Genomic DNA, 13320 nt, shown 5'->3' with positions numbered 1-13320 from the left:
CCCCGCTGGCCGATTCTTGAAACTCAACTCTGAAACCTCCGGCTTGCGCCACGAGGCCACTCAAAAACTCTCTTTCAGCCATTGCCCCACCCGGGCTATCCGGCCGCTACCGTTACCAAACGGCGAGAACATTCCGCCTTGCGCCGCATGAATTTCGATATCCGCCACCTGCGGATAGATCATCAGTCCGCAGGCGGTTGAAAATGCCGGTCCCTTCGCCGCTACCGGAAGACCTGCTACCCCCATGGGGCGGCCGATACGAACGTTGCGGGCGAGAATGCGCCGTGCCGTTTCCGGCAGCCCCGTCAGCTGGCTTGCGCCGCCGGTCAGGACAACGCGCTTGCCGACAATTGGGCTGAAGCCGGACTTCTGGATACGATCACGGATCAATTCCAGCGTCTCTTCGATACGCGCCCGCACGATGCGGGTTACAAGTGCTCTTGAAACTTGCGATGGTTGATCGCGATCATCTTCGCCAATCGGCGGGATCGAAATCATGTCGCGCTCATCCGCGCCATTCAGCAAAGCCGAACCATGCACCACCTTCAGTCTCTCCGCATCTTCGATTCGTGTCGAGAGGCCACGTGCAAGATCTGTGGTGACGTGATGGCCGCCAAGGCCGATCGCGTCGGTGTGAATGAGACGGCCTTCGGCGAAAACCGAAATCGTCGTGGTGCCGCCGCCCATGTCGATGGCCGCACAGCCAAGCTCGACCTCGTCATCGACCAATGCCGCAAGACCGCTGGCATAGGGCGTTGCCACCATGCCCTCGACCGAGAGATGCGCGCGATTGACGCAAAGCTCGAGGTTCTTCAGCGCCGTGCGTTCGACAGTCACCACATGCATGTCGACACCGAGAAGATCGCCATACATCGACAGCGGATCACGAATGCCGCGCTCGCCATCCAGCGAATAGCCTGTTGGCAGCGAATGCAGGATCGCCCGATCCTGACGCATGGACTGCTGGCTCGCCGCCACCAGAACCTTGCGCAGGTCGCTTGCTTCCACTTCCTGTCCGCCGAGATCGATGCTCGCAGTATAGATGTCGCTTGCCAGCCTGCCGGCGGAAACATTGACGATCAGGCTGTCGACGGTCAGGCCCGCCATGCGCTCGGCCGCATCCACCGAAAGACGGATGACACCTTCCAGCGCGTCGAGATCGGCGATCACGCCGGACTTCACGCCCCGCGAACGCTGGTGGCCAATGCCGATGATTTCCACCTTGTGGGTACGGCCGGGCAGAATTTCGCTTTCCTGGCGCGGCGTCAGCCGGCCGATCATGCAGACGACCTTGGTCGAACCGATGTCGAGCACCGAGACGATGTGGCTGCGCTTGGAGGAAAGCGGCTTCAGGCGAGGCAGGCCGAAATGGGAAGAACCGAAAAAGCTCATGTGTTCTTCTCCGCTTTCTTGAGAGCCTTGGTGCGCGCGTCGACAGCAGCCTGACGGCGCTCCGTCGCGCCTTCGGTCAACTGGATCGTGGTGCGATCCGCCAGCCGCAGATCAACGGCGGCGACATCACGGGACAGGACCTTTTCCTCTAGATCGAGCCGCGCCAGCAATTGCAGCGCCTGCGGCAGGTTTTCTTCCGGCAGCTTGACGACGATGCCGTTGTCGAGATGCAGATCCCAGCGGCGGCCGGCAATGCGCACATAGGCGCGGACGCGGTTGCGGATTTCCGGCCAGTCGGCCAGCTGCTCAACGAAACCGGCGGCGCCCGTTTCCGCGTCACGTCCGACGAACAGCGGCAGGGCGGCAAATTTATTGTCACGCAGCGGCGCGATCACGCTGCCGCTTTTTTCGATCAGCGACAGTTCCGTGCCGTGCTGCCAGATGCCGAAGGCCTGGCGCTCTTTCAGGCGAACCTCGATCGTCTTCGGATAGACCTTGCGGATATCCACGTCTTCCACCCAGGGGAGCTGCACGAGCTTGCGGCGCGCTGCATCGATGTCGAGCGCGATCAGCGACGTGCTGCCATCGAGGCCGAGAAGCTGGAAAACATCGATTTCGGATGTCTGCAGATTGCCGGAGACCTTCACGTCCTCGACCGCGAACCCCGCAGCGGAGGTCGTCGCCTGCGTAACGATATTCGTGTGGCCGCCGAGCGACATACCGTAAAGCCCGGTTACCGCGTAAAAAGCGATGGCCGAAATAGTGCCGGTATGGGCGGGAATATGGATGCGTCCGGTCGCGAGGCTGACGCAGAAACGCACGACGCGACGCATCGGACGCGGCAATACCCTGCGATCGTCAGCATTGGCCGCCGCCGCATATTGCTCGCGCTTTTTTGCCGTCGACTTTTTGCCGATCACCGCAAACACGAAGCGTCCTCCACCATCCAGCTGACAAGGTTACCAAAGGAGCGGCCAGCATGGGCCGCCATTTCCGGCACCAGGGAGGTCGGCGTCATGCCCGGCTGCGTATTCACTTCAAGCCAGATAACTTCGCCATCTTCTGAGAAGCGGTCGTCGTAACGAAAGTCTGAACGGCTTACGCCACGGCACCCGATCGCCCGATGCGCCATAACCGCCAGTGTTTGAATTTTTTGGTAAATTTTCGGTGAAATTTCTGCCGGAATGACATGCTTTGAGCCACCGGCAGCGTATTTAGCGTCATAATCATAGAAATTGTGACCGAGCGGCACCACTTCGGTAACGCCAAGCGCCTCGCCGTCCAGCACACCGCAGGTCAGTTCGCGGCCATGAATATAACGCTCGACCATGACCTGATCGCCGTAACGCCATTCGGACGAGGTAAGAATCTGCGGCGGATGCGACTGGTCTTCCTTGACGATGACAACGCCGAAGCTCGAACCTTCACGCACCGGCTTCACCACATAGGGCGGCGCAAGCGGGTGTTCGCTGGTGAAATCGAAGCGGTTCATGACGCGCTCGGCGGCGACGGGGATGCCGGCAGCGGCGGCAACCTTCTTGGCCTGCGCCTTGTCCATGGCTAGTGCGGAAGCCAGCACGCCGGAATGTGTATAGGGAATGGCCAGATATTCGAGAATACCCTGAATAGTGCCGTCTTCACCGAAGGGACCGTGCAGCGCATTGAAGGCGACATCCGGACGCAGCTCGTCGAGTACGGCCGCGATATCGCGCCCTACATCGACACGGGTGACCTTGTAGCCCTCGTCTTCCAGAGCCTGCGCACAAGCATTGCCCGACGACAGGCTGACCGGCCGCTCCGACGAAAACCCACCCAAAAGAACAGCTACGTGCTTGCCGCCCATCGAACCCTCTGACACCAACTCTCCGTTACGAACCACGCTCCGAACCGACCGAATTTGAAGAACGGTGATTCTGGCACATGACCCTTGAGATCAGTTAAACGCCATTAAGGTTAATGAATCGTTTACTTTCGTTAACCGCCGCGCCCAACGTGCCGAGTTTCGTTAAAGAATCAGCACCGATCCGGATTCCCTCCTTGGAATCAGAGAGTTGCATGGATTGCAACATGCAGATTTTCAATGATCGGAAATAAAATCGCACGAGCACGTCTGCTGCTCCGCGATAAAGGCAAGGTCGAAACGTTAACGGAGGGGATTATTCCCCAGGGAAAATTATCTGGCGTTTCAGCGTTTTAAAACCGCCGCCTGAATCAGTCTCTCAATCGCTGAAGCGCATCTGACAGCACGCAGCCGAGCCTGTCGCATTCATCAATCACATTATTTGCATTATTTCTTTTTTAGCATTCCATAGGAACAAAAATTGCGTTAACGCAGTCATCGCCTCCTTAGGCATGACATTGCAATCATCAAAAATGGAACCAATACCATGACCGACGCGATATCTCCGGTATCGCCGACCGCTGACAATTCGAACGCTGTAAAGACAAATTCGCCTGCACGAGTTCTCACTGCCAGCCTGGTCGGCACGACCATCGAGTTTTTCGATTTTTACGTTTACGCCACGGCCGCAGTGCTCGTGTTCCCCGCCTTGTTCTTCCCGAACAATGACCCGATGACGGCGCTTCTGGCGTCCTTCGCCACCTTCTCCATCGCCTTTTTTGCCCGCCCGCTCGGCGCTGTGGTCTTCGGCCACTATGGTGACCGCGTCGGCCGCAAGACGACGCTTGTCGCCGCCCTCCTCACGATGGGTGTATCGACGGTCGTGATCGGCCTCCTGCCCTCCTATGAAACCGCCGGCGTCCTTGCGCCGCTGTTGCTGGCGCTGTGCCGCTTCGGCCAGGGCTTTGGCCTTGGCGGCGAATGGGGCGGCGCCGTCCTGCTCGCCACGGAAAACGCTCCTCCCGGCAAACGCAGCTGGTACGGCATGTTCCCGCAGCTTGGCGCACCTGTCGGCCTGTTCCTCTCCTCCGGCGTCTTCTGGATCCTGCTGCACTTCATGTCGCAGGAAGCCTTGCTCAGCTGGGGCTGGCGCATTCCCTTCGTCGCTTCGATCATTCTGATCGCGGTTGGCATGTGGGTTCGCCTGTCGATTACCGAGACGCCCGACTTCCAGAAGGCGATCGAAAAGGAAGAACGTGTGGCCGTGCCGGTGGCGGAACTGTTCCGCAACCACAAGCGCAGCCTCGTGCTCGGCACCTTCGTGGCGCTCGCCACCTTCGTTCTGTTCTACATCGGCACTGCCTATCTGCTGTCCTACAACGTCAAGGTCCTGAAAATCCCGTTCCTTGACGCGCTGGAAGTGCAGATCCTCGGCTCCATCGTCTTCGGCATCTTCATCCCGATCGCTGGCAAGCTCGCCGAAAAATTCGGCCGCCGTGAAATTCTGATCATTACGACGGTGCTGATCGGCCTGTTCTCCTTCCTGCTGCCCAGCCTGATGACCGGTGGCGAAGGTTCGATCTTCGTCTTCGCGGCTCTGGCCATGATGCTGATGGGCATGACCTACGGCCTAATCGGCACGGCGCTCGCAGCCCCCTTCCCGACCCGGGTGCGTTACACCGGCTCATCGATCACCTTCAACATGGCCGGCATCTTCGGCGCATCGCTGGCGCCTTACATCGCCACATGGCTGCAGGTGAATTACGGCATGGGTTATGTCGGCTATTACCTGTGCGTATCCGCCCTCATCACGCTGGCCTGCATTCTGCTTTCCCGCAAGGACGAAGTCTGAGCCAAGCGCAGCCCAACAGGAAAAGCCGCGAAACCGGGTTTCGCGGCTTTTTCCATTCTACGATAGCAAATCCTATGCGACGGTCTGGCGGCTGACCTTCTGGCCGGCAAAACAGATGCGATTGCGCCCCGATCGTTTCGCGTCGTAAAGCGCCATATCGGCATTGTGCATGACTTTCTCGAAAATCTCCCAATTCGCCCGGAAAGCCACACCCATAGAGACGGCGGTCCTGATCCGCATGCCCTGGAAATCCACCGGTGTCGCCGCGATCCTCGCACGCGCCTTTTCGCAGAGCTCCAGAAAATCCTGCGGAGCCAGCTCCTGCACAACGACGAATTCTTCTCCACCCAGGCGCGCGATATAGGCGGTTTCATCGAAACAATCGCGGATCATGGCGGCGACACTGGAAATAACCATATCGCCAGCCAGATGGCCGTATCTGTCATTCACCGATTTGAAGCGATCGATATCAACGAAGGCGACACAATATTGCGTATCGAGACGGGCGCAGTTGGCGTAAAGCCCCAGCCTGTTGTTGAGGCCGGTCAGCGCGTCGGTGTGGCTGAGATGCAGAAACCGCTCATGCGACTGGGCAAGCAGCTTCACTTCGCGCGCATTGATCCAGCCGATGATCAGAGCCAGGGTAAACGCGATCGTTGCCGACAGGGTCGTGCCGAGCATCAGCCCATTCGCAAGGTCGGTCACCAGCCCCAACAGCGACAGAATAAAGAGCCCCGCCGTATCGATCACGACGGCGATAATGGTGACCAGAACCGCCACACGCAGCGCAAAATCGAGCGGTTCCAGCCGCTGGCGGCCTTCAGGCGTCGCAACCGAAAAACTTATGCTTTGGATCAGTTTATGCCAGAGACCCAACTTAACCCCCAACGGGTTTAGATGTCGCGTGAATTAAAATTGCCTAAAATACCAAAAAGCTGGATAATGAACCCAGATATTCTTGTCACCCGATAATAAAACATAAGTATTGACCGGGCGTTACCATAAACACCCGGCCGAAAAGGAAGCATCAGCTCCCTAGAAACGGTTCCACCTCACGGCCCGGCATGAAAAGCCCTAGCCGCTTGATTTCCCACTCCAGCCGGATGCCCGACTTCTCGAACACGCGCTTGCGGATGGTCTCACCCAGATATTCCAGATCGTAGCCGGTCGCATGGCCGGTATTGATCATGAAATTGCAATGCAGTGATGACATCTGCGCGCCGCCGATAACCAGACCGCGGCCGCCCGCCTCATCGATGAGTTCCCATGCGGAATGACCTTCGGGATTCTTGAAGGTCGAACCACCGGTCTGCTCGCGGATCGGCTGCACGGTTTCGCGGTGATGGCGAACGGCATCCATATCCGCGCGAATTTTCGCCTTGTCTTCCGGATAACCCTCGAACAACGCGCCGGTGAAGATCAGGCCCTTGTCGGCGCCGGAATGGCGGTAGCTGTAGCCCATATCGGCATTGGAAAGCACATGCTGGTTGCCCTGGCGGTCCACCGCATAGACTTCCACAACGCGCTCACGCGTCTCACCGCCGTTTGCGCCCGCATTCATGCGTAGCGCACCGCCGATGGAGCCGGGAATGCCGTAATAAAAATGGAAGCCGCCAATGCCGTTATCCATGGCCATGGCCGCAATATGCTTGTCCGGGCAAATCGCACCGGCCTTGATCCGGTTTTCGCCCGCAAGCTCCACCTGGCCGAAACCCTTCGCGGACAGGCGCACGACCACGCCCGGAATACCGCCATCGCGCACCAGAAGGTTCGAGCCGACGCCGACCACCGTCAGCGGCACGTCTTCCGGCAGGATTTTTAGGAAGGCGACCAGATCATCGGTATCGTGCGGCTGGAACATGACTTCCGCAAGACCGCCTGCCCTGAACCACGTCACGCGGTCCATGGGCGCATCCGGTGTCAGACGTCCCCTCAGTTCGTTTACCCCGTCGCCGAGCCTCCCCAGCAATTTAACCCCATCGACCTGTCTCATTCAGACTTTCCTGATATGCTCTTCAATTCCGAAGGCAGCGCCGCTGCCCATTGCGTGATATTTCCAGCCCCCAAGAGAACCACGAAATCACCCGGATTCGCAATGGCTGCAACCTGCGACGCAAGGTCTTCCCGCTTTTCGAGAAAACGGGCATCGCGGTGGCCGGCGGCCTTGATGGCCGAAACCAGCGCTTCGGAGCTTGCGCCTTCAATGGGATCTTCGCCCGCAGCATAAACCGGGGCAAGAAGAATCGTATCCGCATCGTTGAAACAATGCGCGAAATCGTCAAACAGGCTGGAAAGGCGGCTGTAGCGGTGCGGCTGATGCACGGCGATGATGCGGCCCTTGCAGGCCTCCCGCGCCGCCGCCAGCACAGCCTTGATCTCGACCGGATGGTGGCCGTAATCATCGAAGACCTGTACGCCGTTGGCTTCGCCCGTCAGCGTGAAACGCCGCTTGACGCCGCCGAAGGAGGCAAGGCCCTTCTTGATGTCGGCTTCGGAAATGCCAAGACGATTGGCAACCGCGATTGCAGCCGTCGCATTCGACACATTGTGGCGGCCGGGCATCGGCAGGACGAGGTCCTTGAAGGAGAATATTTTACCGGTGCGACGGCGACGGATTTCCACGTCGAAGACTGAGCGTGTGCCATCGATGCGCACATTCGAAAAACGCACATCGGCCTGCGGGTTTTCACCGTAGGTGATGACCTTGCGGTCCTCGATCCGGCCAACCAATGCCTGCACTTCGGGATGGTCAAGACACATGACGCCGAAACCGTAGAACGGCACATTCTCGACAAACTGGCGGAATGCGGCGCGCACGGCGTCGAAATTGCCGTAATGATCCAGATGCTCGGGATCAATATTGGTAATGACGGCCACGTCGGCCGGCAGTTTCAGGAAGGTGCCGTCGGATTCGTCGGCCTCCACCACCATCCACTCGCCCTCGCCCATGCGGGCATTGGTGCCATAGGCATTGATGATGCCGCCATTGATGACAGTCGGGTCGAGATTGCCGGCTTCCAGCAGGGTCGCGACCATGGAGGTCGTCGTGGTCTTGCCGTGGGTGCCGCCGATGGCGATCGCATTGCGGAAGCGCATCAGCTCGGCCAGCATTTCGGCACGGCGAACGATTGGCAGGTGTTTTTCCCGCGCGGCGATGAGTTCCGGATTGCTCTTCTTGATGGCGGTGGAAACCACCACGACCTCGGCGTCACCGATATTGTCCGCCGTATGGCCGACAAAAACCTCGATACCCTTGTCGCGCAGGCGCTGCACATTGGCGCTGTCGGCCTGATCGGAGCCCTGAACGCGGTGGCCGAGATTGTGAAGCACCTCGGCAATGCCGCTCATGCCGATCCCGCCTATGCCGATAAAATGGACAAGGCCTATGGCTTTCGGCATCTTCATGCCCCAACTCCTTCATTCTTCTTCTTGAATTCCTGTACGGACTGGCCGGAGGCAATGGCCTCCACCAGATCGGCCAGCACATCCGCCGCATGCGGTTTACCCGTCGCCTTGGCCGCCGCCGCAGTCGCGGACAAACGATCCGGCTCGGAAAGCGCCGACGACAACAGGCCGGAGAGCTTCTGCGGTGACAGTTCCGCCTGTTTGATGACACTTGCCCCGCCGGCTGCCGAAAGTGCTGCCGCATTGGCGGCCTGATCGTGATCCAGCGCATGCGGATAAGGCACGAGAATGGACGGGCGGCCGATTACCGAAAGCTCCGACACTGTCGAAGCGCCCGAGCGGCTGATCACCAGATCCGCCTCGCCGATACGCGACGCCATATCACCGAAGAAGGGCGAAACGTCAGCCTTCACGCCAAGCTTCTGATAGGACGCGATGACGCTATCCTTGTCTTCCGGACGCGCCTGCTGGGTGACGACGATGCGCTTGCGCTGCTCGTCTTTCAGCAGGCAGATAGCCGCAGGCACCGCACTCGAAAAGAACTGCGCGCCCTGGCTGCCGCCGAACACGACAAGCTGAAAAGTTTCATCCGCCTGCGACGGGGTATAGGGAATATCGGAAGCCGCCAGCACCGCCGGGCGCACGGGATTGCCCGTTGCAACCGTCTTGTCGGAATATTGGCCATTGGCAGGCGGCAGGAAGCCGCCGGCGATCGCCTTCACGCGTGTCGCCAGCGCCTTGTTGGCGCGACCCATCACAGCATTCTGCTCATGAATGATGGAAGGCACACCAAGGCCGGTGGAGGCCAGAAGCGGCGGCACGGTGGGATAACCGCCGAAACCGACAACCGCAACCGGCTTCAGCTTCGCCACCAGACGGCGCGCGGCGCGCAAACCTACCCAGAGCTTCCAGAGCGAACGCGCCACGGAAATCGGGTTTTTCGAGCCGATGGTGGCAGACGGCACCACATGGATTTCATCCGCCGGGAACTTGCCCGCATAACGCTCGGCGCGGCTGTCGGTGACGAGATGCACCTGATAACCGCGCGCCTTCAGCGTATGCGCGAGCGCCTCCGCCGGAAACACATGGCCGCCGGTTCCACCGGCGGCAAGAAGAACAATACCCTTGCTCATGATCGTTTACTCCGCGGGAACGCCGGAACCGACGCGGAAGAAACTCCGCTCCTGCGCCCGCTTTTCGGGTCTGTGGCGCGTCAGCGCCAGAAGGAAACCGGCGGTCACGCATATCGCCATCATCGACGAACCACCGTAAGAAATCAGCGGCAAGGTCATGCCCTTGGCTGGCATCAGCTCCAGATTAACGCCGATATTGATCATCGACTGCATGCCGATCTGCAGCACGAGACCGGCTACGGCAAAACGGCAGAAATCGTCCTTCTCCTTGAAGGCGTGCGACAGGCCGCGCAACACGATGAAGGCGAAGATCGCAACGAGGAACATGCAGAAGACGATGCCGAACTCTTCCGCCGCCACCGAGAAGATGAAGTCGGTATGGCTATCGGGAATGATGCGCTTGACGATACCCTCGCCCGGTCCGCGCCCGAACCAGTCACCGCGAATGATCGCCTCGCGCGCGGTATCCACCTGAAACGTATCGCCCTCTCCCGTCCAGAACCGGTCGATACGGCCCGCGACGTGCGGCAACATGAGATAGGCGGTCACAATGCCGCCGACGCCAAGGCCGCCGAGCATGATGATCCAGAACCACGGCACGCCGGCCATGAAGAACATGCCGCCCCAGACGACCGAGGTCAGGATTGTCTGGCCGAAGTCCGGCTGGGCGATCAGGAGCGCCGCCACGATGCCGAAGGTGATGATGGCGAAGAGATTGCCCGGAATTTCCGGATGACGCGCCCGCTCGGCAAAAAGCCATGCGCAGACGATGACGAAAGCCGGCTTCATGAATTCCGACGGCTGGATCGAGAAGGTGCCGATGGAAATCCAGCGCCGCGCACCCTTGACCTCGATACCGAAGAACAGCGCGAAGATCATCATCAGCAGCGAGGCGATCAGCATGATGACCGCCACACGGCGAACCTGGCGCGGTGACAGGAAGGACAGGCCGACCATGATCGCCAGTGACGGCACCATGAACATCGCCTGACGCTCGACGAAAAAGAAGCTGTTGAGACCGATGCGTTCGGCAACCGCAGGCGACGCCGCAAAGGACAGCATCAGACCGATGCCCATCAGCGCGATGAACGCCGCCAGAAAGAAACGGTCGATGGTCCAGAACCATTCCGCGACCGGACCTCGATCAACTCGGCTTACCATGGCCTTCAGCCCCCTTTTCCAGAGTCAACCAGCATCGTCATGCCATCGAGCGCCGCGACCTGCGCGACGAACGAATCACCTCTGATTTCAAAGTTCTTATATTGATCGAAGCTTGCGCAAGCCGGGGATAACATCACGATATTGCCGGCCGTCGCATCTTTTTCCGCATCCGCGGCCGCATGCTGAATCGCTTTGTCCAGCGTGCCGGATATTTCGTAAGGCACGGCCTCGCCCAGCGTCGCCGCAAATTCGGCTGCCGCTTCGCCGATCAGATAGGCTTTGGCGATGCGCGGGAAGAGCGGCGAAAGGCTGGTGATGCCGCCCGCTTTCGGCAGGCCGCCGGCGATCCAGTAGATGCGGTCGAAGCTTGAAAGCGCCGGTGCAGCAGCATCGGCATTGGTTGCCTTGCTGTCATTGACGAAGGTAACGTTGCCACGGCGCCCGACAGGCTGCATGCGATGCTTGAGGCCGGGGAAGGATTTCAGGCCTGCGCGAACTTCCTCTTCGGAAACGCCGACCGCAAGGCAGGCGGCGATTGCCGCCGCCGCATTCTGCGCATTGTGGCTGCCACGAAGGGTCTGGATGCCATCGAGATCAACCAGCAGCGAGGACGTGCCACCATGCGCCCGCAGGATGCGGCTGCCTTCGGCATAAAGACCTTCGGAAACAACATTGCGTTTGGAAATGCGCTCGACCTTTACCCCGGCACGCTCGATACGATCGGCGATCAATGTCGAATGGCTGTCATCAACACCGACGATGGCCGTTTGACTGCCAGCCACCAGCCGCTCCTTGACGTCGGCATAGTGCTGCATCGTGCCGTGCCGGTCGAGATGATCGGGCGTCAGGTTAAGAAGAATTCCGGCGGTCGGATTGATCGTCGGCGCGAGATCGATCTGGTAGGACGAGCATTCCACAACGTAGAAACGCTGCGCCTTCGGCGGATCGAGGCTCAGCACCGCCGTGCCAATATTGCCGCCCAGCTGCGTATCGCGCCCCGAAGCCTTGAGAATATGCGCGATCAGCGCCGTCGTTGTCGACTTACCGTTGGTGCCGGTAATCGCGATGAAAGGGCAATCCGGCGCGTGCGCACGGCGCTCGCGGATGAAGAGCTCGATATCGCCGATGATCTCGACGCCAGCAGCTTTCGCGAGGTCCACCGACCAGTGCGGTTTCGGATGCGTCAAGGGCACACCGGGCGCCAGCACGAAGGAGGAAAAGGAGGGCCAGTCTATCGTCCGCAGGTCCGCCGTCGTAATGCCTTCGGCTTCACCCTTGGCCACGCTGTCGGGATTGTCGTCGAAGGCGACGACATCCGCCCCGCCGGCAACCAGCGCCCGAGCGGTAACGAGGCCCGAACCGCCGAGCCCGAAGAGAGCGACTTTCTTACCCCTGAACGACGTGACCGGGATCATCGCTCACCTCAGCTTCAGGGTAGCGAGGCCGAGCAGCGCAAGGCCCACGGAGATGATCCAGAAACGGATAACCACCTGGCTTTCCGTCCAGCCTTTTTTCTCGAAGTGGTGATGGATCGGCGCCATCAGGAAAACGCGCCTGCCGGTACGCTTGAACCAGAAGACCTGGATGATGACCGACAGCGTTTCCATGACGAAAAGACCGCCGACGATGACCATGACGATCTCGTGCTTGGTGGCGACAGCGATGGAACCGATGAGGCCGCCGAGCGCCAGCGACCCCGTATCGCCCATGAAGATTGCGGCGGGCGGCGCATTGAACCACAGGAAGCCAAGCCCCGCACCGATGACCGCGCCGACGATGACGGCGAGTTCACCCGTGCCGGGCACGAAATTGATCTGCAGGTAATTGGCAAAAACCGCGTTGCCGGCGAGATAGGCGATCACGCCGAAGGTGGCGGCCGCGATCATGACGGGCACAATGGCAAGCCCATCGAGACCATCCGTGAGGTTCACCGCATTGCCCGCGCCGACGATGACGAAAGCACCGAAGAGCACGAAGAAATAGCCGAGATTGATCACGAGTTCCTTGAAGAAGGGAAAGGCGATGGAGCTGCCGAGCGTGCCGCCATGCGGTGCGGAAGCAAGCGCCATCTTCATCATGAAGAACACGGCAATCGCCGCAATCAGGAATTCGATGCCAAGACGCGCCTTGCCGGAAAAGCCCTTGTCGCTCTGCTTCGTGACCTTGAGATAATCGTCGTAAAAGCCGATTGCGCCGAAACCAAGCGTCACCATCAAAACGGCAACGACATAGACGTTGGAGAGGTCACCCCAGAGCAGCGAACCGCCGAGGATACCGGCAAGGATCATCAGCCCGCCCATGGTCGGCGTGCCGGCTTTCTTGAAATGCGTCTGCGGCCCGTCGGCGCGGATCGGCTGGCCCTTGCCCTGACGCACGCGCAGCGAATTGATGATGGCCGGTCCAAACAGGAAAACGATCAGCGCAGAGGTGAACATCGCCGCACCCGCCCGGAAGGTGATGTACCGGAAGAGATTGAAGACTTGAATTTTATCCGACAGTTCGACGAGCCAGATCAGCATAATTGCCCTTTCAAAAGG

At 59.7% G+C, this 13320-nt stretch carries 11 protein-coding genes; 1 reads left to right on the top strand and 10 read right to left on the bottom strand.

Annotation, left to right across the window (positions count from 1 at the left end; translation table 11 throughout):
• Positions 1 to 60 precede the first annotated feature (60 nt).
• Genes ftsA through WDZ78_RS10040 form a run of 3 tightly spaced genes read right to left on the bottom strand, consistent with a single transcriptional unit; the run spans position 61 to position 3235 of the window.
• Positions 61 to 1392 (bottom strand): cell division protein FtsA, encoded by a 1332-nt coding sequence (gene ftsA / locus WDZ78_RS10050; protein WP_004442783.1) that lies wholly within the window; start codon positions 1390 to 1392, stop codon positions 61 to 63.
• Entirely contained in the window at positions 1389 to 2321 is a 933-nt protein-coding gene (locus WDZ78_RS10045) for a cell division protein FtsQ/DivIB (RefSeq protein ID WP_425672926.1), read from the bottom strand. The genes ftsA and WDZ78_RS10045 overlap by 4 nt, the downstream gene beginning before the upstream one ends.
• Positions 2309 to 3235, bottom strand: a complete 927-nt coding sequence (locus WDZ78_RS10040; RefSeq protein ID WP_425672972.1) for a D-alanine--D-alanine ligase — start codon at positions 3233 to 3235, stop codon at positions 2309 to 2311. Before WDZ78_RS10040 ends, WDZ78_RS10045 begins: the two co-directional genes overlap by 13 nt.
• A gap of 544 nt (positions 3236 to 3779) precedes the next feature.
• Between WDZ78_RS10040 and WDZ78_RS10035 the strand changes: the two genes are divergently transcribed.
• A complete protein-coding gene (locus WDZ78_RS10035; RefSeq protein ID WP_187772463.1) occupies positions 3780 to 5084 on the top strand; it encodes an MFS transporter in 1305 nt (434 codons plus the stop codon).
• Between the two features lie 72 nt (positions 5085 to 5156).
• Here the strand turns inward: WDZ78_RS10035 and WDZ78_RS10030 are convergent, their stop codons facing one another.
• The 7 genes from WDZ78_RS10030 to mraY all read right to left on the bottom strand — a co-directional run bounded on the left by WDZ78_RS10030 (position 5157) and on the right by mraY (position 13302).
• Positions 5157 to 5960, bottom strand: a complete 804-nt coding sequence (locus tag WDZ78_RS10030) for a GGDEF domain-containing protein (protein WP_112278301.1) — start codon at positions 5958 to 5960, stop codon at positions 5157 to 5159.
• 151 nt (positions 5961 to 6111) lie between these two features.
• Positions 6112 to 7077 (bottom strand): UDP-N-acetylmuramate dehydrogenase, encoded by a 966-nt coding sequence (murB, locus tag WDZ78_RS10025; RefSeq protein ID WP_026363421.1) that lies wholly within the window; start codon positions 7075 to 7077, stop codon positions 6112 to 6114.
• A complete protein-coding gene (gene murC / locus WDZ78_RS10020) occupies positions 7074 to 8489 on the bottom strand; it encodes a UDP-N-acetylmuramate--L-alanine ligase (protein ID WP_020009295.1) in 1416 nt (471 codons plus the stop codon). Before murC ends, murB begins: the two co-directional genes overlap by 4 nt.
• Positions 8486 to 9622, bottom strand: coding sequence for an undecaprenyldiphospho-muramoylpentapeptide beta-N-acetylglucosaminyltransferase (gene murG, locus WDZ78_RS10015; RefSeq protein ID WP_020009294.1), 1137 nt, complete (start codon positions 9620 to 9622; stop codon positions 8486 to 8488). The genes murC and murG overlap by 4 nt, the downstream gene beginning before the upstream one ends.
• Positions 9623 to 9628: 6 nt before the next feature.
• A complete protein-coding gene (gene ftsW / locus WDZ78_RS10010; RefSeq protein WP_004430748.1) occupies positions 9629 to 10783 on the bottom strand; it encodes a putative lipid II flippase FtsW in 1155 nt (384 codons plus the stop codon).
• 5 nt (positions 10784 to 10788) lie between these two features.
• Positions 10789 to 12198, bottom strand: coding sequence for a UDP-N-acetylmuramoyl-L-alanine--D-glutamate ligase (gene murD, locus WDZ78_RS10005; RefSeq protein ID WP_425672925.1), 1410 nt, complete (start codon positions 12196 to 12198; stop codon positions 10789 to 10791).
• 3 nt (positions 12199 to 12201) lie between these two features.
• On the bottom strand, positions 12202 to 13302 hold the full coding sequence (gene mraY / locus WDZ78_RS10000) for a phospho-N-acetylmuramoyl-pentapeptide-transferase (protein ID WP_004430746.1): 1101 nt from the start codon (positions 13300 to 13302) through the stop codon (positions 12202 to 12204).
• Between the last annotated feature and the right edge of the window lie 18 nt (positions 13303 to 13320).

The sequence above is a fragment of the Agrobacterium sp. M50-1 genome (genome assembly GCF_049843495.1).
Taxonomy (GTDB): domain Bacteria; phylum Pseudomonadota; class Alphaproteobacteria; order Rhizobiales; family Rhizobiaceae; genus Agrobacterium; species Agrobacterium radiobacter.
The sequence above is the reverse complement of the archived record's forward strand: the minus strand, read 5'-3'. Positions and strand labels throughout refer to the sequence as shown.